The following is a 21,789-nucleotide window of genomic DNA, read 5'->3' as shown; positions in this document are numbered from 1 at the left end:
TATTCTTTTTTCTAAAAAAATTAGTCATTCAGTTTAAGAACCGCCATAAATGCTTCTTGAGGAATTTCAACATTCCCTACCAATCGCATTCTCTTTTTACCTTTTTTCTGTTTTTCTAATAATTTACGTTTACGAGAAATATCTCCTCCGTAACATTTTGCTGTAACGTCTTTACGCAATGCTTTGATCGTTTCACGCGCAATGATTTTAGCACCAATGGCCGCTTGAATTGGAATATCAAATTGCTGTCTCGGAATCAATTCGCGCAATTTTTCACACATTTTTTTACCAATGTTGTAGGCATTACTCTCGTGAATCAAAGCAGACAAAGCATCTACAGATTGTGAATTCAACAAGACATCAAGCCTAACTAATTTCGAAGTACGCATTCCTATTGGAGAGTAGTCAAATGAGGCATACCCTTTAGAAACCGTTTTCAATCTATCGTAAAAGTCAAATACAATCTCGGCTAGTGGCATGTCAAAATTCAATTCAACACGCTCTGTTGTCAAGTAAGTTTGATTGGTAATGACACCACGTTTTTCAATACACAAACTCATTACGTTACCCACAAAATCAGCTTTAGTGATGATCGTTGCCTTGATAAAAGGCTCCTCTACACGGTCTAAACGTGAAGGTTCTGGTAAATCAGATGGGTTGTTAATGATAAACGGTGTCTCCGGATCTTTTTTGGTATACGCCAAATACGAAACGTTAGGAACCGTCGTGATTACGGTCATGTCAAACTCGCGCTCCAATCGCTCTTGGATAATTTCCATGTGCAACATTCCTAAGAACCCGCATCGGAAACCAAAACCTAAAGCCGCTGAACTCTCAGGCAAAAATACAAGCGAAGCATCGTTCAATTGTAGTTTTTCCATCGAGGCACGCAAATCTTCATAATCCTCTGTATCAACAGGATAAATACCGGCAAAAACCATCGGTTTTACATCCTCAAAACCCGTAATCATATTCGTTGTTGGCGTTTTTGCATCCGTAAGTGTATCACCTACTTTTACTTCTTTCGCCTCTTTAATTCCAGAAATTAAGTATCCAACATCACCTGCTGAAATTACTTGTTTCGGCACTTGATTGAGTTTCAAAGTACCTATTTCGTCAGCAAAATATTCATTGCCAGTAGCCATGAATTTAATCTTTTGCCCTTTTCTAATTTCTCCATTTACTACTCTAAAAATAACCTCAATACCTCTAAACGGGTTGTAATGAGAGTCAAAAATCAAAGCTTGCAAAGGCTCGTCAACATTTCCTTTTGGAGCAGGAATTTTTTCAATAATTGCTGCTAATATATTTTCGACACCAAAACCAGTTTTACCAGAGGCGTGAATAATATCCTCTAGGTCGCAACCCAACAAGTCAATAATATCATCGCTTACCTCTTCAGGGTTGGCGCTTGGCAAATCTACTTTGTTCAAAACCGGAATGATTTCCAAGTCGTTTTCTAAAGCCAGATATAAATTTGAAATCGTTTGTGCCTGAATACTCTGCGCTGCATCCACTATCAAAAGCGCACCTTCGCAAGCCGCAATGGATCGAGAAACTTCATACGAAAAATCAACGTGTCCCGGAGTGTCAATTAAATTCAAGATGTATTCCTCACCCTTGTAGGTGTACTCCATCTGAATGGCGTGACTTTTAATTGTAATACCACGTTCACGCTCCAAGTCCATATTGTCAAGCAATTGCGCCTTTTCTTCACGAGCAGTTACAGTTTGTGTAGCACCTAGTAAACGGTCTGCAAGTGTACTTTTCCCGTGATCAATATGTGCAATAATGCAAAAATTCCTTATGTGTTTCATTTTCAGTAAATATCAATAAATTTGCTTGTCAACTTGTGGGCGTGCCGGCAGAAAAAGCCGTCGGGCTATGCGCTCTATCTTTTGTTCCGTTAGCACTTCACAAAAGGATGCCGCTGCTATCCCTCACGCAAAACCGCACTAAGAGTCAATTAATTTGCAAATATAGGCTAAAAGTTTTTTATGAGAGATTCAACAATGCCTAATGTTACTGCAATTGAAATTTAATTTTTTAGCAATTCTCTTTCAGGGTTTTTCTTATCGTATTTTTGCTCGTATTTACAAGAGCATCTTGCAGTTACATTTGAACTTTTATACCATCTAATTATGCCAACTTCAGCACAAGATTCTATCACAATAAACGACACTTCTTACAACTTACAAGAGCTAGAAAAACTAGCTTGGAAAAAATTAGTCAACGGTTCAGTTAAGAAAAAAAATGGTTTCCGAACCATGTGCGTTGGTACCCTAAATGAAAACAACACTACCGCTTTGCGAATTGTAGTAAACAGAAAAGTAGATGAGGTAAACAAAACCATATATTTCCACACGGACAATCGCTCCCGAAAATGTTATGATTTACAAAAAGACAATCGCATTTCACTCTTGTTTTACGATGCGCGTCAACGGGTTCAAATTGTTGTGAAAGCGCATGCCACTTTACACACTAACGATGCCTTATCAAATGATCGTTGGAAGGCAACCAGTCCGCAAGCTCGTCTAGGTTATATGACATTGGAACCACCCAACACAAAATCAGACCACCCAACATTGGGATATGAAGAACGTTTTTCGACCCTAAAGCCCACAGATATTGAAAGTGATCTTTTTCAAGAAAATTTCACGGTTGTTGCTTGTGCCGTCTATGAACTTGAATTTTTATACCTCGACTTTACTAGCAACAGCAAAGCTAATTTCTTTTATGAAAACAGTGTTTTACAAGATAGTTTTTGGGCAGTTCCGTAGTGTAAAAGTGTAGGGCAATTATCTTTTATTGAACTTCGCTTTGTAATGCGTAGTGTCTTTTTCTGAAAAAATCACTCTGCGGTTGTCTTCATTTTCGAATTCTAAACTGTCATTTACCACAAATTTTACTTCTGTAAATTTATAGCCGGTAACAAATGTGGTTGTTATTTGATAGGTGTTATTGGTAGCATTCAATTTCATTTCGGTAGCTTCACCCCAAGATAATGGTTTGTCTTTTCCACGAATGGCTACCTTTTTTACATTTTTTATTTCGGATGCATCCAAAGTAAAAACAACGGTTTTTTTATAGGTTTTTTGAACGCAATTTGTCAAGAATAAAGAAAGTACAAGTGCTAGAAATATCGTTTTAGTTTTCATAATTAAGCTTTGTTTTTAGTTAGTAAATAATCAATTCCAAATCGTCCTGAACCTAGTATTAAAAAGAACATCGCAACCCAAAGAAATCCCATGGCGGCAAGGCAATTCCACAATCCATTTTGTATTTGTTGCATAAAAATAGCAACTAGCATGGTGCAAATTACTAAGAAAGAAGCAACACGGGTTTGAAATCCAAATAACAATAGCAATCCGCCAACAGCTTCTGCAAAAGCGCCCATCCAAGCAAAAAAAGCTGGAGCAATGGCAAAAATCCCACCATAATTTGCCACATCACCAGGAAACCAAAAAGCGACTTCAAACAATCCTAAATTAGCATCAACAGGTGACCAAGGCATTCCAAATTTATCGGCTCCAAAGTTAAAAGCCAGCAAGTACCCACATACAATTCGCGGAATAGTAATAAATAGATCTTGTGACCAATGAGGTAACAAAACAGGTTTAGTGATTTTGGTAAGTAGTTTCATAGTGTTGTATTTTTTGATTTTGTTATTGCTATTTATATTGAATTTTTGCATTGCTATTGAATTTTTGCATTGCTATTGAACTTTGCCATTGCCATTAAAAGTGTTAATTTTTATACCCCATAGATAAGCCAGTATCTCCTGTCACATACAAATCGACAGATGCGACTTCATTGGATTTATTTTCAATTCGTAATGCGGTATTTCTTTCTGCTTTTACGATTACAGTTTCATTTGGTTTAACGGTAATCGGGGAATGTGTTCCTCCAGCAAGGGGAGCCAAAATAATTTTTAAATCGTGATTAGAAACGTTTTTAAGTTTTACTTTGAAGGTTCCGTGTTCATTATTTCCTAATACAAAACTTTCGTTTGGTTTAATAGTTGTGTTTGAAGTAAGCGAATCAAAAACACTACAAGAAGAAAGGAGTAAAACAGTTGCGAGTATTACGAGGATAGTTTTCATAATTAGTTTTTTAGTGATTAATAACAGGGCAAAGTTGCGCCATAAATCAGCACCAATCGCTTCAAATTATGATTTGAGACTAGTTTAATTCTGTTGTAAAGTATTGTAAATGCTGATAATATAATTTTCGACAGTTTTTATTCAAAAAACTTTGTTGTTATTCCTGATTTTGAAATACAGCTGACAAATGCACTTGATAGGTAGAAAGCAGCTTCAAATTTAACGCTTGTTGTAGGGAAACATTTTTGCAGACTATGTACTTTTATAATCATGAGAAGTTATATTTCGAAAACCAAACCAAGCAATAAATTCTTGAAATTTTTAAATCAATTGAATTATGAAAAGGAATTCCCTAAATGACATCAGTCACCTTGATGATTTAAACCGATTGAATGAAATAGTTTCTGATAAACGTCTCGCCAAGAGAGCCACAGAAAAAAAGAATAGACGCAACCGACATTACGAAAAACAATTTATAAAAAACACTATTGAACGGTTTGATGCCGAGTAAGTAGTTGCTTTTTATTGGCGGAAAACCTTATTCGTTGGTGTATTCTTTCGGAGTTTTACCAGTATTTTTCTTGAAAGCTCTGTTAAAAGTAGCCTTCGAATTAAAACCGCAATCATAAGCAATTCCTAGTAAGGTAGATTTCTTGTGTTCGCCATTTGATAAACTGATTTTAACCGCTTCAATTCTGAAATTATTGATGTAATCATTAAAGTTCATTTGAAACCCTTGATTGATCGTTTTGGAAATAACAGAGGCGTTGGTTTCTAATTTTTTTGCCAAATCGGTAAGCATTAATTCGGGATTTTGATAGAGTTTTTCTGTTTGAATTAAGGTTTCTATTTTAGATTTCCAATGTTCCGTTTCGGGCGAAACAGTGTCCTCTACCGTCTCGTATTGAATGTCAATACTCGTTTCCAAATTATCTGCACTGCTGTTGTCCAATAAAAGAACAGGACTTTTGTCAAAAAATGACATTTTAAACGGTATCGTAGCATTTGTAGGATTAGAATATCCCGTAATGGCAATGTAATACATCACAATCGAAAAGAAAAGATAAAACCACCAAGTGCCTTGATAGGATTTTATTTCAGGAAAAAAGTATCCTATACTATCAAAAACTACTGGTAAAAGTAACATTACTAAAAAGGCAATTAAATACGTTTGAATCCATTTAAACAAAACCGAATCGGCATAACTCACTACTTGAAACATGAGTCTTTTGTATACATTGTAATATCGTATACTTAAAATAAAATACACAATCATCGAGAGTAAACCTAATTTTTGATACCATTCCTCAAAGTCTTTGTCCATTCCGCTTTTGTAGAAATAGTAATCGCCAAAAATGAATTGGTCGTAAATCCAAATAGCAATGATGTAGATAAGATACAGCAATCCTGGCAGAATATGGAGTGCTTCTTTTTTCGAAAATTTGAATGAGGGATTCAGTAAACTTTGGGTGTAAAAAAAGATGATCGGACCTATCCATAAAAGGTGTTGAAAAGGAGTGTAAAATAAAATATCCCGATAGGGTTGATTGTCATACCAGCCCGCAAAACCAAGCATCCACGGTGCAATATAAAGGCTACACAGAAAAATGAAAAAACTCAACCAATAATTCGATTTATTGTCGGTTTTGATAGCTTTTGCAAGTAACAAAACGCTGTAAACAATTCCTTGAGTAAACGAAATAAGTAAAACGGAACTGTAAAAGCCAAATTGAAAAAGCATCTTGTAGTTTTCGTAAAAATAATTATTTTTTATAAACCAATGTCAAAATTTTGCAAGTACGACTTCTTGTGTCTTAATCTCTTGATACTTCCAAAATTATCGGTCTAATTTTTTTATCTTTGCAAAAAAAATAAAACAACTTGATTAAAATAGGCGACAATATTGTTTTACCGGATTTCCCTTTACTTCTTGCACCAATGGAAGATGTAAGCGATCCTCCGTTTCGTAGATTGTGCAAAATGCATGGTGCTGATATGATGTATTCTGAATTTATCTCATCAGAAGGTTTGATTCGTGACGCTATTAAAAGCCGAATGAAATTAGATATTTTTGATTATGAACGCCCTGTAGGAATCCAGATTTTTGGTGGCGACGAAGAGGCAATGGCACTTTCGTCAAAAATTGTTTCTACCGTAAATCCAGATCTTATTGATATCAACTTTGGTTGTCCTGTTAAAAAAGTCGTTTGCAAAGGCGCAGGCGCAGGTGTTTTAAAAGATGTTGACTTGATGATTCGGTTGACCAAAGCCGTTATTGATAGCACCCATTTACCAGTAACCGTAAAAACGCGTTTGGGTTGGGATGATAATTCTATCAATATCGATGAGGTTGCTGAGCGTTTGCAAGACATTGGTGTTGCTGCATTGAGCATACACGCTAGAACGCGTGCCCAAATGTACAAAGGCCACTCAGACTGGTCACACATTGCCCGAGTAAAGAATAATCCTAGAATTACGATGCCGATTTTTGGGAATGGCGACATTGATTCACCAGAGAAAGCATTACAATATAAAAACGAATACGGCATTGACGGAATCATGATTGGTCGTGCTGCCATTGGTTATCCTTGGATTTTTGACGAAATCAAACATTACTTCAAAACAGGAGAACATTTAGCAAAACCTACCGTTATTGATCGTGTAGAAGCAGTTCGCAATCACCTTACTTGGGCCATGGACTGGAAAGGCGAACGATTAGGAATTGTTGAAACACGTCCGCATTACACCAATTATTTCAAAGGAATCCATTCTTTTAAAACCCACAAACAAAAATTAGTAACGCTCGATCGCCCGGAAGAGTTATTTGCTGCCTTAGATGAAATTCAGGATGCTTATGCGGGGTATGAGGTAGTTTAGTAATTACTGTTAAAATAACCCGATCTATATTGAACATGCGAAGAAATTCCACTAATTTGCACCAATTAATTCGTGTAAATTAGTGGAATTCGTGTTTTATTTTAAAAGGGAAAACTATTCCAACAAAGATTTGCTCACGCGACTACTAGCAATAAGTGAGGCTAGAAAACCAAGAATTACAATAGTTGTCATCACAATAGCAACATTTTCAAATGAAAAAACAACAGGATAAGCCAAACTTTCAGTAAGCATAATCCATTGAAAATGCTCTTGAAGCAACACGATTACAATTCCCAAAAACAATCCTAAAACACCTCCAAATACACTCAGTAAAGTACCTTGTAGCAAAAATATTTTACGTAAATCTTGAATAGGAGTACCCAAATTGTACAAGGTTTTCAAGTTGGCTTTTTTATCCAAAATCATCATAATCAAGGCGCCAACCAAATTAAATAAAGCAACTACTATCACTAAAGTAAAAATCAAATACACCGCAATATTCTCCGTGTTAAGCATTTTGTATAGCGAGGCGTTCAGCTGCGCTCTGTTTTTTATAGTAACCTTATTTTTAAAAATGGTCTGCAACTGCTCGTTAATAACTGCTTCATCAGCGTTTGGGGTTAATTTGAGTTCTATCCCTGAAACTTTATTAATAGGATAACCCAATAATTCTTGTGCTAAACCTAAATCGGCAAAAACATATTTCGAGTCTAAATCTTCGTTGATTGCATAAATTCCAACCGGAATCAAATCCGATTTGTTAAAGGCTTGCTCCAAGTTGTCAATCGTTCCTCGACCAGGCTTTGGAACTAAAACCTCAAGCTGTCGGTTAAAGTCCAGCAAACCCATCGAAAATTTTTGAGCAATTCCATAACCCACCACTACTTGGTACGTATCAGGTTGCAGCCATTGTCCGTTATATAATTTTGATTCAATGGCGTTGACCTTGCTGTAGTTGGGGTCAACACCTTTTAAGTATGTAACTTCTTGCTTGCCATCAAAGGTAAACAACACGCGTTCTTCAATAATTTTGGTAAACGATACCACGCCAGCAACAGTCTTAATTTGCTGCTCTTGTTGCGGGCTCACCACAAACGATTTCCCTTTGGTACTGCTAATTTTTAAATCAGGGTCAATTTCATTCGTAAACGACAAACTAAAAACTTTTAAACCGCTAAATACTGAAAGTACTACAAACAAGGCCATAGCGCCCACAATAATACCCAAACTCGCAATGCGGTTTATAATATTGATGGCATTATTTTTACTGTTACTTTTAAGGTAACGCGTGGCTATGTACAGCGGAAAATTCAAGGATTATTGGAATCTGCGTTTGTCTAGTAAATCTCTGTTTTCAATAGGATTGTCTCTGTTGGCAAGCGCATTGTCAATTTTTTCAATGTAATCTAATGAGTCGTCAATAAAGAAAACCAAATTAGGCACCTTGCGCAATTGCAGGCGTACACGTTGTGATAAATCGTGTTTGATATTTTTTGAATTTGACTTTACAGCTTCTAAAATCTCTTGCGCTTTGTCCTGAGGAAAAACACTCAAATGCACTGTAGCAACTGATAAATCAGTAGTTACAGCAACTTTAGATACCGAGATCACCAAGTTAGAAACTCCGTTTTTTCTCACTTCACCTTGCAGGATATCCACCAAATCTTTTTGGATTACCCCGCCTATTTTTTTCTGTCTATTTGTTTCCATGCTGCAAAAATACTACTTTTAAGGTTTATCCCGAAGTTTCAACTCAAAATTAAAATGTAACCCTCTTACAGCGCAATTTTTAGGAGCTGTTTCCCGCTTTTCATTACAATCTTTCCTGCTCTGCTAGCGCACCGCAGTAAAGGATTTTCATTGCAATCGGGGCTAGGGAGTACGTAAATGAAATTGTTAATTTCAGGTAAAGACAGTATATAATCTAACAGCAAAATTCAAGATGCAAAGACCATCCTTTTCTATATACGACGCCTCAGCAGGTTCCGGAAAAACCTATGCACTTGTCAAAGAATACCTGAAAATCATTCTTACAGCACACAAAAACGATGCATACCGCCATATTTTAGCCATCACTTTTACCAATAAAGCCGTACACGAAATGAAGTCGCGTATTGTGGGTAGCTTGTCTGAATTTGCCAAAGACGAACCAAGCGACAAAGCATATGATTTAATGCTTGATTTAGCGGCAGCAACCCAATTATCAGTCATTCAAATAAAAGTAAAATCGCAACAAATCATTAAGCACATTATTCATAATTATGCAGCTTTTGATATTTCTACCATTGACAAATTCACTCATAAAGTAATTCGAGCTTTTGCGCACGATTTGAATTTGCCCATGACTTTTGAAGTTACTTTGGATACCGAAAACCTCTTGATTGAAGCGGTTGATGCTATTATTGCACAAGCCGGTGAAGATGAGACTTTGACCAAATTGCTCATCGATTTCACCATGGAAAAAACCGATGATGATAAATCTTGGGACATTTCACGAGAAATTCTCGATACAGGTAAATTAGTGCTGAATGAAAACAACCGAAATGAAATTACACATTTTCAAGACAAATCGATTGCTGAGTTTGTAGCTATAAAAAACAAATTAGATACAACCTGCAAGGTGCTTGAAAAGGAAACGGTTGTTTTTGCAGAAGAAATAGTAAGCTTAATTGATAAAAATGGTATTGATGTGAAGTCCTTTTCCAGACTCACTTTCCCCAATCATATTGCAAGTATTCAGCAAGGAAAATTCAATCCTAAAAATAAAATGTTTCGTGAGTTTGATGATATTGCCATCAATAAAACAGCCAAAGATCGTGATCTAATTGAAAGTTTGCTTCCGCAAATGCTGGCTCAATTAAAAACGATTTATGGAACTTTCGAGAAAATAAATTTTTACAAAGCCTTTCTCAAAAATATTACACCACTTTCCTTGCTGAATACCGTCAGTAACGAATTGGCCAAAATCCAAGAAGAGCAAAATGTGTTGTCTATTTCTGAGTTCAATGCCATCATTCACCGTGAAATTCAAAATCAACCTGCTCCTTTTATATATGAGCGATTGGGTGAGCGCTATCGTCACTTTTTTATCGATGAGTTTCAGGATACTTCCGAAATGCAATGGCAAAATTTAATTCCGTTAATTGACAATGCACTTGCGGGTCAAGATGATTATGGTGTAAAAGGAACATTAATGATTGTGGGTGATCCTAAGCAATCTATTTACCGCTGGCGCGGAGGAAAAGCAGAGCAGTTTATCGAACTGAGTAAGGACAATAATCCGTTTAGCAATCCGGACAAAGTTTTAGAACATTTAGATAAAAACTACCGTTCTTATTCGAAAATTATCGAGTTCAACAATGCCTTCTTCAAGTTAATTGCAAACCATTTTGATCAACCCGATTACCGCGACTTATACGAAAATCATAGCAGTCAAAAAACAAATGATAAAAAAGGAGGTTTTGTAAGCATCGCTTTTATACCCAATGTTGATAAAAAATCAGCAGACGCTGAGGTTAGTAGCGATGAAGAAGTTCTCGACAAAGCCGATTTGTATCTCGAAGCTACTTTAACAACTATTCAAAAAGTGTTGCAAGAAGGATTTGAGTACAAAGACATCGTGCTGCTTACCCGCAAACGTGACCAAGGTATTGCAATTGCTAATTATTTAACAGAGAAAAAAATACCGTTATTATCATCAGAAACCTTGATGATTCAAAATGCAACCGAGGTGCAACTCATTATTCACTTGTTGAAATACCTTAAGAATAGTGCTGACTTGGAGGCGAAAGCTCATTTTTTATATCACATAGGATTAAATAGTCAAACGGAATTACCAGTTCATGATTTCATCGCGCAAGGAATGGCGCTCAAGCAAGAAGCTGATTTTGAAAAATGGTTGTTGCAGTGCAATGTCGCGTTATCGTTTCAAAATATTCGTAAAAAATCGCTGTACGAAGCCGTAGAGGTAATTATTGCAAAGTTTTTACAGTCGCAAAAAAGCAATGCTTACGTACAATACTTTTTGGATATTGTTCTTGAACGCGACGTGCGCAATCAAGCCGGCATTGCTGATTTTGTGAGTTTTTGGGAAAAGAGCGGTCACAAGTTTAGCATTCCGTCGCCCGAAGGTACGAATGCGGTCCGTATCATGACGATTCACAAATCAAAAGGATTAGAGTTTCCGGTGGTAATTTTTCCTTTCGCAGAAGAAGATTACAGTCGAAAACCCAAAGATAAATTATGGCTAAATGCCGCTGAAGAAGATTTTGGAATTCCAAAAGTGCTGATTGATAATAGTAGTAGTGTAGAAGGTTTTGGAGACGAAGCCGCTGAAGTTTATCAGCAAAAGAAACAAGAAGAACTACTGGACAATGTTAACGTGCTTTATGTGGCGTTAACTAGGGCTGAGGAGCAGTTGTATGTGATTTCGAATATGAATTTAAGTTCGAAAGGCGAGTTGCCAAAAAATAATATGTGTACCTTTTTTATAGAGTACCTACAAGCAAATGACGGGTTTGATGAAAATCAATTTCTTTACGAATCTGGAAATTCAAAACGGCTATCAAAGGCCAAGCCACATGTGGATAGCTCGCGCGTGATTCCATTTGTGCAGGAAGTTTTAAATCCTAAAAATATAAAAATTGCCCAACGCGAAGCCCTGATGTGGGGTACGCAGCAACAAGAAGCTATTGAGTACGGGAACTTAATTCATGAGGTGCTTTCCTTTGTGAAAACCCACGATGAGGTTGACGTAGCGATCACCAAAGCAATCGAAAGCGGAATGATAGCCATAACTCAACAAGAAACCGTTCGTACAAGTTTGCAGGAAATTGTGAGCCATCAGGAACTAGCCGCTTGTTTTGCTAAAGGCAATACCGTGCTCAATGAGCAAACCATCATTCAAAAAGAAGGTGGCACGATAAAGCCTGACAGAATGGTAGTAAACTCAAATAACGAAGTGCACTTGTTGGATTATAAAACGGGCATGCATCAAAAAAAATACGAACAACAGTTAAATGATTACCAACAAGCTATTGAGGCTATGGGTTATAAAGTGACAAAAAAAGCGCTAATTTATATCGGAAAAGGAATTGAAGTAGTAAATTTGTAACTCAAAAATGAATAATTCGCAAAATAGAATTGTAAACTATAAATTATGTACGGAAAAATAAAGGAACATTTGCAAGCAGAATTGCAAACAATAGAAGAGAATGGGATTTTTAAAAGAGAAAGAATTATTACATCGCCACAAGCGGCTGAAATAACCATTTCAACTGGAGAAACTGTTTTGAATTTTTGTGCCAATAACTATCTTGGACTTTCATCTCATCCCGAAGTAGTGCAAGCAGCGAAAGATGCTTTGGATTCTCATGGTTTCGGAATGTCGTCTGTTCGTTTTATTTGCGGAACACAAGATATTCATAAAGAACTTGAAAAAAAGATTGCTGATTTTTACGGTTTAGAGGATACCATATTATACGCTGCAGCATTTGATGCAAATGGTGGTGTTTTTGAACCATTATTAGGAGAGCAAGATTGTATTATTTCAGATAGTTTGAACCATGCTTCTATTATTGACGGAGTGCGTTTGTGTAAGGCGGCACGCTACCGTTATGAAAATTCCAACATGGAAGATTTGGAACAACAATTAATAAAGGCCACAGAAGCAGGTTGTCGTTTTAAATTAATTGTAACTGATGGTGTGTTCTCTATGGACGGATTAGTTGCGCCTTTGGATAAAATTTGTGATTTGGCTGATAAATATGATGCCTTAGTAATGGTAGACGAATGTCACGCTGCTGGGTTTATTGGTGCAACTGGTAAAGGTACGCCTGAAGCAAAAGGGGTTATGGGTCGTGTAGACATCATAACAGGTACGCTTGGTAAAGCTTTGGGAGGCGCGATGGGCGGTTACACTACTGCAAAAAAAGAAATTATTGAAATTTTGCGTCAGCGTTCAAGACCATATTTGTTTTCAAACTCTCTAGCGCCAGCTATTGTTGGTGCATCATTAAAAGTATTTGAATTACTTGAAAAAGATACCACCTTACGCGATCAACTAGAGTGGAATACCAATTATTTCAAAGCAGGTATGAAAGCGGCTGGTTTTGAAATTATCGATGGAGACTCGGCAATAGTACCTGTTATGTTGTACGATGCTAAACTTTCTCAAATCATGGCTGATGAATTATTGAAAAAAGGAGTTTATGTTATTGGTTTCTTTTTTCCAGTAGTTCCAAAAGACAAGGCTAGAATTAGAGTTCAGCTTTCTGCAGCTCATACACAAGAGCATCTAGATAAGGCAATTAGTGCATTTACAGAGGTTGGAAAAGAGTTAAAAATTATATAATTCCCACATTGCAGAGGATAAGAAGGTTTTTTTTAACATTAAACTTTGTAGTTTAAAATTTACGTACTACTTTTGTCCATAATTAACTAAATTGTAATTAAAAAATTTAAGTATGAAACATCTTAACAAAATTTTTGTTGCTGCAATAATGGCGATGGGATTAAGCTCTCAAGCACAAGACAGGAACAATCCTTACGCTATCTCTTTTGGGGTTAACGCAGTTGACACTAAAGCAGGCGCAGAGGGTGGACATAATTGGCTAGATCGTCATTTTTCTCAACCTTTCGCAGTAAAAGATAATTGGAACATTTTACCATCTGTATCGTACATTAGTGTATCGAAGTATGTCGGTGATAATTTTTCTTTTGGTCTTTCAGGATCTGTAAACAAAATTAGCAAATTCGTTACTTTTGCTCCAGAGCCAGCTTCAGTTATGCACGATAGCCGTGGTTACATCGTGACTAATCCAGGTGATTTGATGTATTATGGAATTGATGCTACTGTTAAGTATAGCTTCATGAATATGATCAAATCTAAAGTTATCGACCCATCTTTATCTGTAGGTGGTGGATATACTTTCTTTGGTGATAGTAGTTTTGGAACTCTTAATCCAGGTGCAGGTTTAACTTTATGGTTTACTGATAATGTAGGTTTAGAGTTAACTACACGTTACAAAAAAGCTTTCGGAGATAGAACAGAAGGAGATGTTAATTTTGCTACACCAGATGCTCCATCATTATTTCAACACACTGCAGGTTTAATCTTCAAATTTGGAGGTAAAGATACTGACGGTGACGGAATCTACGATAAAGATGATGCTTGTCCAGAAGTTGCTGGTTTGAAAGAATTCAACGGTTGTCCTGATACTGACAAAGATGGTATTCAAGACAGTGCAGATGAGTGTCCAGAAGAATTTGGTTTAGCTGCATTAAATGGTTGTCCTGATACTGACGGAGACGGAATTGCTGATAAAAATGATGCATGTCCAGAAGTTGCTGGTTTAGCTTCTTTGAAAGGTTGTCCAGATGCTGACGGAGACGGAATCGCTGACAAAGATGACAAATGTCCTACTGTTGCTGGTCCTAAAGAAAATTCAGGTTGCCCTTGGCCAGATACTGACGGAGACGGAGTACTTGACAAAGATGACGCTTGTCCATCTGTAGCAGGTCCTGCAAGTAACAAAGGATGTCCTGAAGTTACAACTGAAGCTTTAGACAATTTAAAAATTCAAGCTAGAGCAATCTACTTTAATTCAGGAAAAGCTACTTTCAAAGTTGGTGATGTACCTGCTAGATTAGATGCAATGGCGGCAATTCTTAAAAACTATCCAAACGCTAAATTCAGTGTTGAAGGACATACAGATAGCGATGGATCTGACGAATTTAACCAAAAACTTTCTGAAGACAGAGCTAACGTAGTTAGAGATGCTTTATTAGAAAGAGGTATTAAAGCTGAAGATTTAAGAGCTGTAGGTTTTGGTGAGTCTGCTCCAGTTGAAACTAACAAAACTGCTGCTGGTAAAGCTAAAAACAGAAGAACAGAGATTTTATTACAAAAATAATTTCTTCTAAAATATTTATAAGAAACGCCTCGATTTATCGGGGCGTTTTTTTTATTTTTATAGAATGACAAATATTTCTTTTCTAGATAAAATAGCTTCAGTTTTATTGCAAAATCATGCAGCCACTTTACCCAAAACAATTGTTGTGCTGCCCAATAAGCGTGCTAAAATCTTTTTACTTGAAGCGCTTAAAAAGCAAGTTAGTACAAACATTCTTGCTCCTCAAATTATAAGTATCGAGGATTTTATACAAGACATAGCTGGAATCAGAACTATCGATCCAATAGAGCTATTGTTTGAATTTTACGAGGTTTATTTAAGTCAAACAGATGCATCTAAACAACAAAGCTTTGAATTGTTTGCCAATTGGGCAAAAACTTTATTACAAGACTTTAACGAAATTGATCGTTATTTACTCGATCCTGCTTATGTTTTATCGTACTTAAAGGATATTGAAGACATAAAAAAATGGGGTATTGAAGTAGAAAACAAAACTCCTTTACTTGAAAAATATATTGATTTTTGGAAGTTGCTTCCACAGTATTATCAAACCCTTTACAAGCATTTGCTTGAACTTGGAGTAGGCTATCAAGGTTTGATTTACAGAGAAGCAGTGAACAACCTGAATTCATTTTGCCAAAATCTTCAAGATAGTCGGTTTTTATTTGCTGGTTTCAATGCCTTAAATGCTGCCGAAGAAAAAATCATTCAACACCTATTAGCTGCCGATCGTGCTGAAATTTATTGGGACGCTGATCAAACTTTTTTAAACGATCCGTATCACGATGCGGGTTTGTTTTTGCGCAGATTTAAAGAAAGTTGGAAACATTATAAGTCAAATCCTTTTGAGTGGATTGTTGACGAATTTTCTCAAACAAAAAACATTCAAATTATTGGTACTCCCAAAACAATGGGTCAGGCTAAACTTGCCGGAAGTATAATTGAAAATACTATTGAGATGTCAAGTCAGCTAGGCCAGAAAGAATCGCTCGATAAAGTAGCGGTAGTCTTGGGCGAAGAGAGTCTTTTGGTGCCCTTGTTGTATTCTTTGCCTGCTACCGTGGGCGCTTTGAATATCACAATGGGTTATTCTAGTAAAAATAATCCGGCGCAAATTTTAATTGCCAAATTATTCAAAATGCATACCAACGCATTGGCTAGGAATGCGAAAAGTTATGTGTTCTATTATAAAGATGTTCTTGATATATTGACGCATCCTTTGGTGGAGCCGTATGCTGAAACTAAGGCTTTGGTGCAATTAATAAATCAAAATAATTACACTTTTATACCCCATCAAAAATTGGTGGAGTTGAATGTGATGCCAACAGATTTGTTTGTATTGCTCTTTCAAAAATGGGAGCGTGGAGCCATTCCCGTTTTAGAAACCATTTCTCGATTATTGTTGATTTTAAAAGAGAATCTAAACAACGATAACGAAGAAGAGAAAATAACAAAAGCTTTTGTGTATGCCATTTTTAAGGTGATTAATAAACTGATTAATTATTATTCAAAATCTGCACATATTGATAAAATTGAAACATTATATGCCATTTACAAACAGGTTATTGATCTCGCCGAGGTTTCGTTTGAAGGTGAGCCGCTAAATGGATTGCAAATAATGGGAGTTCTTGAAAGTAGGGTTTTAGATTTTGATACGGTCATTGTTACTTCTATGAATGAGGGCAAATTTCCAGCCGGAAAGTCTCAAAATTCTTTTATTCCTTATGATGTGAAAAGAGAGTTAGGATTGCCAACTTTTAAGGAGAAAGACGCCATCTATACGTATCATTTTTATCATTTGTTGCAGCGCGCTTCAAACATTTACTTGCTTTACAATACGGAAAGTGAAGGTTTGGATGCTGGTGAAAAAAGTCGATTTATTACCCAATTAGAAGTAGAAAAACAAAACAATCACACGCTTACACACGAGATTTATAATGCTACTTTACCTGAAATAGCTTATGAACCAATGGAAATTCCTAAGTCGGATAGCGTAATGCTTCGCCTTAAAGAAATTGCTGAAAAAGGATTTTCACCTTCTGCTTTGACCAGTTATATTCGGAATCCGATTCAGTTTTATTTCCAAAAGATTTTACGCATTAGCGAAGTAGAAGAGGTGGAAGAAAATATTGCCTTGAATACGCTGGGTACCATTATTCACGAAACTTTGCGTGTTTTATACGAGCCATTTATTGATAAGTTAATTTCTGAAAATGATATTATAAATTGTTTCAAACAAATAGACGATGAGGTGCTCAAGCAATTTAAACTTGTTTACAAAGAAGGCGAAATAAAAAAAGGACGAAATTTATTAGCTTTTGAAGTAGCCAAACGGAATGTTTCAAACTTCTTGAAAGTAGAATTAGAAAGTATCAAAAAGGGAGATGCGATCAAAATTATTGCTTTGGAACAAACTTTTGAGCGCATTTTACATCATCCGAATTTGCCTTTTCCAGTTTTAATTAGAGGAAATGTGGACCGAATTGAAGAGCGCGATGGAAAGATCCGAATTATCGATTACAAAACAGGAAAAGTGGATAAAGCGAATGTGACTTTGAAATCTTGGAACGGACTTATTGAAGATATAAAAAGTGATAAGATAATTCAAGTGCTTGCCTACGCTTTTATGTATGAAACAGAAGCAAAAGGAAAACCGATTGAAGCTGGAATTATCTCTTTCAAAAATTTAAAAGCAGGTTTTTTACCTTTTAATTTTAAAATAGATAAAGAGGTACAAACTACTATTTCGACTGAAATGCTCAATAATTATCTCGAGCAATTGGTTATACTATTAAGTGAAATTTTGGACGAGAAAATACCTTTCAAAGAAAAAATAATTTAATTCATATACTATCAGAAAATTAAATAACAGTTACGAGTTTTACAAAAGTACTTTAGCTATAAATATTGCTGTAAGTGCTGTCGCGGCTGTGTTTGGAGGCTTTGAAACCTTTAAATATGCGCTCTTGTTTTTTGGATTTTTCATCAGTCTTTTGATTAAAGAGGTGAATGCTAAAAACGAATACTTGTTTTATTACAACAACGGACTTTCAAAAATTCAGTTGATTGTTTATGGATTCTTCATTAATTTTTTCGTCTCGATGCTCTTTATTCTTGTTGTGAACCTTTTATTGAAGTTGCTATGACAACAAGTATTTTAGAAGTAGATAGCGTACAAAAACAATACAACGGAAAAATTATTCTTTCGGATGTGTATTTGAAATGTGAAACGGGAACTGTTCTCGGGCTTTTGGGTCGAAACGGTTCTGGTAAATCTACATTATTGAAGATTATTTTCGGAATTGAATCAGCTGATTTTAAATTTGTTCGGGTTGGTGGAAAAGTACTGTCAAAAACAAGTGAGCTGTTAAAAGAAATCAGCTATTTACCACAGGATTCGTTTATTCCAAATTCTTTTTCGGTTCAAAAAACTATTCAATTGTGCATTGCCAAAGCCAAAGTACAAGATTTTTATGCAGATGGCATGATACAGTCTATGTTGGGTAAAAAAATCAAACATTTATCTGGTGGAGAATTGCGGTATCTAGAAATTAAATTAATCCTGAACAATGATTCAAAATTTGTACTGCTTGATGAGCCTTACAACGGTTTGTCACCCATCATGATTGAAAACATAAATGCGTTAATCACAACAATGTCTTCTGTAAAAGGCATTTTGATCACCGATCATAATTATGAAAATGTGATTCAAATATCGACCAAACTGGCATTAATGAAAGATGGGAAAATGCACCATTTAAAAGATAAAAACGAACTGGTAGAAAAAGGATATTTAAAATTTGGTATGCTCTAAATACCTTTAAAGAAAGACAATAGAATAGCTAATAATTCGTCTTGATTTTCTAGATGACTCATGTGTCCATCAGGAAAAGTGATAAGTTGTACTGCCGTGTTTTCTATTTGTTCCTTGGTTTCGTCATAATTCAAAACAGGATCTTTTTCTCCTAAAATTAAAAGTTTAGGAAACGGAGTAAGGTGCAGCAATACTTCCCGATCTTGCCTGATTTTCATGCCTTCTAGTGAGGCAACAATTCCTTGCAAGGGTGTTTGTAGTGCCTCTTTTTTGACATTTTCAATCGTTGCAGCTAGTCGCTCTCTATTGTTTTCACTAAATAAATTAGCAATCGAAAGCGAAATGAAATTTACAAAAGATTGTTTCACGGCTTTAATAGCACGATCCCGATTTTTTTTGCGCTCTTCACTGTCGGCTCTTGCGGTTGAGTTGAGTAAAACCAATCCTTTTACAGTATCTGAATACAATTCGGCGAAAGCCAAAGCAACGTAACCTCCCATTGAATGCCCTACAAAAATAGCTTTGCGAATGCGCAATTCTGATAAAACGGCATGAACCACATCGGCATTGTCCTCCATGGTGTGCACATATCCCAAGCATTCTGTCGCGCCATGACCTAACAAATCTATAGTAATGACACGATTTCTTTGTGTTAACTCAGGAATAAAATGATTCCACATTTTTTTGTTTTCCAGAAAGCCGTGGAGTAAAACTATAGCGGTTCCTTTTCCAGTATCGGTATAGGAAATGGTGGTGTTTTTAAAGAGGATTTGTTTCAATTTTGTAATGTTTGTGCAAAGCTAAAGCTTTAATTTTTTCAAAACATATAAGCCATTTAAGTTTTAGTTTTTTTTGGCTGAATAATGATGGTAGTTGGCATAAAAAAAACAGTGTAGCTACTTAGGGTTTTAAACATATAAGAAATATAAGGTCATGTAAGTATTTTATATATTCACTTGTATTAAAAATAGTATATTTGAGAAAAGCAACCTAGAAAATGAATAGACTTGTTATAATTGGTAACGGATTTGATTTAGCTCATGGTTTACCGACTTCTTATAAAGATTTTATAGATGATTATTGGAAGAAAGTGGCCTGTACTAATCACGATGATGACTTTATTTCCTTTCAAAATTTAGAACAACATTTCAAATTTGAAAAAGTTGAGAATTTAAAAGGAATGGCAAATTGTATTTCACAATTAGATCAAAAGATTAAATTTTTGGATGGTGAAATATACAAAGAGCATGGTAATAATCACAGTGGTAAATATCCAAGATTACAGATACTCAACTATAAGAATCATTTTTTTAAGTTGATCAATCAAAAATCAGTGCAAAATTGGGTTGATATTGAAAATGAATATTATAAACAACTGAAAAGCATAGTTGATTTTAAGCAGGTCGGTATTTCACAAGATAAAGTTGAATTTGAATTATTACGTAAAAACAAAATATTGAGATTAAATAAGGAGTTTGATCAAGTAAAAAATGGATTAGTATCTTATCTCGAAAGTAGAGTCTTTATTAATGAAGAAATTTTAACATCATTTATTGAGTTGTTAAAAATTAATAGAGGAACAGATGAATATTTTGCTGAGTTTTCAAATCAAGATTATAAGTTGATAAAGGATTTTTATAAAGAAGATAGTCCAGACAAGAGAAAAGAAGTAATCACCTGTTGTCTGAATTTTAATTATACAAAAACACTTGATAAATATATTAATTACACAAAAGAATCTGGAAAAGATAGGAGTTTTGGACAAGTTTATAATTTGCAAATTCACGGAAGATTAAATGATTTTAGTAATCAGATTAATTTTGGTTTCGGAGATGAAATGGATGAAGATTATAAAATAATCGAAAATTTAGATGATAATGAATATTTAAAAAATTTTAAATCATTTCTCTACTCACAGAACTCTAATTATAAAAATCTACTTGATTTTATTAATGTCAATAAGTTTCAAGTTATAATTATGGGGCATTCTTGCGGATTATCAGATAGAACTCTTTTAAATACCATTTTTGAGCATTCTAATTGTAGATCAATAAAAGTGTTTTATCATGAAATTAAAGATGAGAATGGGAAAGTTATCAAAGATAATTACACTGAAATTATTCAAAATATATCTAGACACTTTAATAAGAAAAAATTAATGCGAGAGAAAATAGTCAATAAGACACTTTGTCAACCATTACCTCAAGTTAAACTACCATTAAAATAAAAAAAGCTCCCATTTCTGAGAGCCTTTGAGTTTTAAAATCTATTATCACCGTCTATTAATCGGCCTAAACCGCCTAATAAACTGCCTTCGTCACGGCCGCTTCCGCCTGCTCGTGGTGCCGATGCAATGATTCTGTCGGCAAGGCGACTGAAAGGTAAAGATTGAATAAATACGGTTCCTGGTCCGCGTAGTGTAGCGTAAAATAAACCTTCGCCACCAAAAAGAGAATTTTTGATTCCGCCCACAAACTCGATGTCGTAATCTACATCTTTTGTGAATCCTACTATACAACCGGTATCTACTTTTAGGACTTCGCCTGCCGCTAATTCTTTTTGAGCGAGCGTTCCTCCTGTGTGCACAAAGGCCATTCCGTCGCCTTCAATTTTTTGCATGATGAAACCTTCGCCACCAAATAAACCAGTTCCTAATTTTTTAGAGAATTCGATTCCTACTGATACGCCTTTGGCTGCACATAGGAAAGAATCTTTTTGGCAAATGAACTTACCGCCATATTGCATTAAATCGATTGGGATAATTTTTCCTGGATATGGCGATGCAAATGAAACTTTGCTTTTGGTATTGTTTTGATTGATGAAAGCGGTCATAAAAAGACTTTCGCCAGTTAGTACTCGTTTTCCTGCACTGAGTAGTTTGCCAAACAATCCCGTTTCTTGACCTGATCCGTCTCCGAAAATAGTTTGCATTTGAATATTGTTGTCCATCATCATGAAGCTGCCTGCTTCGGCAACTACAATTTCTTGAGGATCTAATTCTATTTCTACATACTGCATTTCTTCGCCGTAAATGTGGTAATCGATTTCGTGTGCTTGCATGATTTTATGTTTTTTAGTTTTT

18 protein-coding genes are annotated in these 21,789 nt (G+C 35.6%); 9 read left to right on the top strand and 9 right to left on the bottom strand.

Going from position 1 to position 21,789, the window contains the following annotated elements; all coding sequences use genetic code 11:
* Nucleotides 1-20: 20 nt before the first annotated feature.
* Nucleotides 21-1,817 carry a translation elongation factor 4 gene (gene lepA / locus KBJ98_RS02490; protein ID WP_158730304.1) on the bottom strand — a complete coding sequence of 599 codons (1,797 nt, stop codon included), beginning with the start codon at nucleotides 1,815-1,817 and terminating at the stop codon, nucleotides 21-23.
* Between the two features lie 324 nt (nucleotides 1,818-2,141).
* Here lepA and KBJ98_RS02485 point away from each other — a divergent pair, with 324 nt between their 5' ends.
* Nucleotides 2,142-2,780: a pyridoxamine 5'-phosphate oxidase family protein gene (locus KBJ98_RS02485; RefSeq protein ID WP_210788102.1), complete on the top strand. Its 639-nt coding sequence runs from the start codon at nucleotides 2,142-2,144 to the stop codon at nucleotides 2,778-2,780.
* 18 nt (nucleotides 2,781-2,798) lie between these two features.
* On the opposite strand, the gene KBJ98_RS02480 is transcribed toward KBJ98_RS02485, so the two are convergent.
* The 3 genes from KBJ98_RS02480 to KBJ98_RS02470 all read right to left on the bottom strand — a co-directional run bounded on the left by KBJ98_RS02480 (nucleotide 2,799) and on the right by KBJ98_RS02470 (nucleotide 4,103).
* Complete coding sequence (locus KBJ98_RS02480) at nucleotides 2,799-3,158, bottom strand: hypothetical protein (RefSeq protein ID WP_210788101.1); 360 nt, start codon at nucleotides 3,156-3,158, stop codon at nucleotides 2,799-2,801.
* 2 nt (nucleotides 3,159-3,160) lie between these two features.
* The gene (locus KBJ98_RS02475; protein WP_166132812.1) at nucleotides 3,161-3,643 is read right to left on the bottom strand and encodes a DoxX family protein; all 483 of its coding nucleotides are present in this window, start codon (nucleotides 3,641-3,643) and stop codon (nucleotides 3,161-3,163) included.
* Between the two features lie 103 nt (nucleotides 3,644-3,746).
* On the bottom strand, nucleotides 3,747-4,103 hold the full coding sequence (locus KBJ98_RS02470) for a putative periplasmic lipoprotein (RefSeq protein ID WP_210788100.1): 357 nt from the start codon (nucleotides 4,101-4,103) through the stop codon (nucleotides 3,747-3,749).
* A 337-nt stretch (nucleotides 4,104-4,440) separates the two neighbouring features.
* Here KBJ98_RS02470 and KBJ98_RS02465 point away from each other — a divergent pair, with 337 nt between their 5' ends.
* Complete coding sequence (locus KBJ98_RS02465) at nucleotides 4,441-4,614, top strand: hypothetical protein (RefSeq protein ID WP_166132814.1); 174 nt, start codon at nucleotides 4,441-4,443, stop codon at nucleotides 4,612-4,614.
* 27 nt (nucleotides 4,615-4,641) lie between these two features.
* Here the strand turns inward: KBJ98_RS02465 and KBJ98_RS02460 are convergent, their stop codons facing one another.
* A complete protein-coding gene (locus KBJ98_RS02460; RefSeq protein WP_210788099.1) occupies nucleotides 4,642-5,844 on the bottom strand; it encodes a helix-turn-helix domain-containing protein in 1,203 nt (400 codons plus the stop codon).
* A gap of 140 nt (nucleotides 5,845-5,984) precedes the next feature.
* Here KBJ98_RS02460 and dusB point away from each other — a divergent pair, with 140 nt between their 5' ends.
* Entirely contained in the window at nucleotides 5,985-6,980 is a 996-nt protein-coding gene (gene dusB / locus KBJ98_RS02455; RefSeq protein ID WP_210788098.1) for a tRNA dihydrouridine synthase DusB, read from the top strand.
* 114 nt (nucleotides 6,981-7,094) lie between these two features.
* Here dusB and KBJ98_RS02450 read toward each other — a convergent pair whose 3' ends face one another.
* Complete coding sequence (locus KBJ98_RS02450) at nucleotides 7,095-8,294, bottom strand: ABC transporter permease (RefSeq protein WP_210788097.1); 1,200 nt, start codon at nucleotides 8,292-8,294, stop codon at nucleotides 7,095-7,097.
* A 3-nt stretch (nucleotides 8,295-8,297) separates the two neighbouring features.
* The gene (rbfA, locus tag KBJ98_RS02445; protein ID WP_166132818.1) at nucleotides 8,298-8,690 is read right to left on the bottom strand and encodes a 30S ribosome-binding factor RbfA; all 393 of its coding nucleotides are present in this window, start codon (nucleotides 8,688-8,690) and stop codon (nucleotides 8,298-8,300) included.
* A 232-nt stretch (nucleotides 8,691-8,922) separates the two neighbouring features.
* Between rbfA and KBJ98_RS02440 the strand changes: the two genes are divergently transcribed.
* The 5 genes from KBJ98_RS02440 (at nucleotide 8,923) to KBJ98_RS02420 (ending at nucleotide 18,707) form a co-directional block, all read left to right on the top strand.
* A complete protein-coding gene (locus KBJ98_RS02440; RefSeq protein WP_210788096.1) occupies nucleotides 8,923-12,093 on the top strand; it encodes a UvrD-helicase domain-containing protein in 3,171 nt (1,056 codons plus the stop codon).
* Nucleotides 12,094-12,138: 45 nt separating this feature from the next.
* Nucleotides 12,139-13,332, top strand: coding sequence for a glycine C-acetyltransferase (gene kbl / locus KBJ98_RS02435; RefSeq protein ID WP_210788095.1), 1,194 nt, complete (start codon nucleotides 12,139-12,141; stop codon nucleotides 13,330-13,332).
* Between the two features lie 112 nt (nucleotides 13,333-13,444).
* Nucleotides 13,445-14,893 carry an OmpA family protein gene (locus KBJ98_RS02430; protein WP_210788094.1) on the top strand — a complete coding sequence of 483 codons (1,449 nt, stop codon included), beginning with the start codon at nucleotides 13,445-13,447 and terminating at the stop codon, nucleotides 14,891-14,893.
* Between the two features lie 64 nt (nucleotides 14,894-14,957).
* Nucleotides 14,958-17,735 (top strand): PD-(D/E)XK nuclease family protein, encoded by a 2,778-nt coding sequence (locus KBJ98_RS02425; RefSeq protein ID WP_210788093.1) that lies wholly within the window; start codon nucleotides 14,958-14,960, stop codon nucleotides 17,733-17,735.
* A gap of 300 nt (nucleotides 17,736-18,035) precedes the next feature.
* Entirely contained in the window at nucleotides 18,036-18,707 is a 672-nt protein-coding gene (locus tag KBJ98_RS02420; protein ID WP_210788092.1) for an ATP-binding cassette domain-containing protein, read from the top strand.
* On the opposite strand, the gene KBJ98_RS02415 is transcribed toward KBJ98_RS02420, so the two are convergent.
* A complete protein-coding gene (locus KBJ98_RS02415) occupies nucleotides 18,704-19,486 on the bottom strand; it encodes an alpha/beta fold hydrolase (RefSeq protein ID WP_210788091.1) in 783 nt (260 codons plus the stop codon). The genes KBJ98_RS02420 and KBJ98_RS02415 overlap by 4 nt on opposite strands.
* A gap of 218 nt (nucleotides 19,487-19,704) precedes the next feature.
* Here KBJ98_RS02415 and KBJ98_RS02410 point away from each other — a divergent pair, with 218 nt between their 5' ends.
* Nucleotides 19,705-20,934, top strand: a complete 1,230-nt coding sequence (locus KBJ98_RS02410) for an AbiH family protein (RefSeq protein WP_210788090.1) — start codon at nucleotides 19,705-19,707, stop codon at nucleotides 20,932-20,934.
* A gap of 32 nt (nucleotides 20,935-20,966) precedes the next feature.
* Here KBJ98_RS02410 and KBJ98_RS02405 read toward each other — a convergent pair whose 3' ends face one another.
* The gene (locus tag KBJ98_RS02405; protein WP_166132825.1) at nucleotides 20,967-21,767 is read right to left on the bottom strand and encodes a TIGR00266 family protein; all 801 of its coding nucleotides are present in this window, start codon (nucleotides 21,765-21,767) and stop codon (nucleotides 20,967-20,969) included.
* Nucleotides 21,768-21,789: the final 22 nt, after the last annotated feature.

The organism is Flavobacterium erciyesense, from assembly GCF_018069925.1.
GTDB classification, from domain to species: Bacteria; Bacteroidota; Bacteroidia; order Flavobacteriales; family Flavobacteriaceae; genus Flavobacterium; species Flavobacterium erciyesense.
Note: the sequence above shows the minus strand (reverse complement) of the source record. Positions and strands in the feature narration are given on the sequence as shown.

Bases quoted from the DNA above. Each gene is read 5' to 3' on its own strand.
- lepA (WP_158730304.1), bottom strand. From the start codon at position 1,817: ATGAAACACATAAGGAATTTTTGCATTATTGCACATATTGATCACGGG.
- KBJ98_RS02430 (WP_210788094.1), top strand. From the start codon at position 13,445: ATGAAACATCTTAACAAAATTTTTGTTGCTGCAATAATGGCGATGGGA.
- KBJ98_RS02470 (WP_210788100.1), bottom strand. From the start codon at position 4,103: ATGAAAACTATCCTCGTAATACTCGCAACTGTTTTACTCCTTTCTTCT.
- kbl (WP_210788095.1), top strand. From the start codon at position 12,139: ATGTACGGAAAAATAAAGGAACATTTGCAAGCAGAATTGCAAACAATA.
- KBJ98_RS02465 (WP_166132814.1), top strand. From the start codon at position 4,441: ATGAAAAGGAATTCCCTAAATGACATCAGTCACCTTGATGATTTAAAC.
- KBJ98_RS02475 (WP_166132812.1), bottom strand. From the start codon at position 3,643: ATGAAACTACTTACCAAAATCACTAAACCTGTTTTGTTACCTCATTGG.
- KBJ98_RS02440 (WP_210788096.1), top strand. From the start codon at position 8,923: ATGCAAAGACCATCCTTTTCTATATACGACGCCTCAGCAGGTTCCGGA.
- KBJ98_RS02460 (WP_210788099.1), bottom strand. From the start codon at position 5,844: ATGCTTTTTCAATTTGGCTTTTACAGTTCCGTTTTACTTATTTCGTTT.
- KBJ98_RS02425 (WP_210788093.1), top strand. From the start codon at position 14,958: ATGACAAATATTTCTTTTCTAGATAAAATAGCTTCAGTTTTATTGCAA.
- KBJ98_RS02480 (WP_210788101.1), bottom strand. From the start codon at position 3,158: ATGAAAACTAAAACGATATTTCTAGCACTTGTACTTTCTTTATTCTTG.
- KBJ98_RS02405 (WP_166132825.1), bottom strand. From the start codon at position 21,767: ATGCAAGCACACGAAATCGATTACCACATTTACGGCGAAGAAATGCAG.
- KBJ98_RS02485 (WP_210788102.1), top strand. From the start codon at position 2,142: ATGCCAACTTCAGCACAAGATTCTATCACAATAAACGACACTTCTTAC.
- KBJ98_RS02410 (WP_210788090.1), top strand. From the start codon at position 19,705: ATGAATAGACTTGTTATAATTGGTAACGGATTTGATTTAGCTCATGGT.
- rbfA (WP_166132818.1), bottom strand. From the start codon at position 8,690: ATGGAAACAAATAGACAGAAAAAAATAGGCGGGGTAATCCAAAAAGAT.
- KBJ98_RS02420 (WP_210788092.1), top strand. From the start codon at position 18,036: ATGACAACAAGTATTTTAGAAGTAGATAGCGTACAAAAACAATACAAC.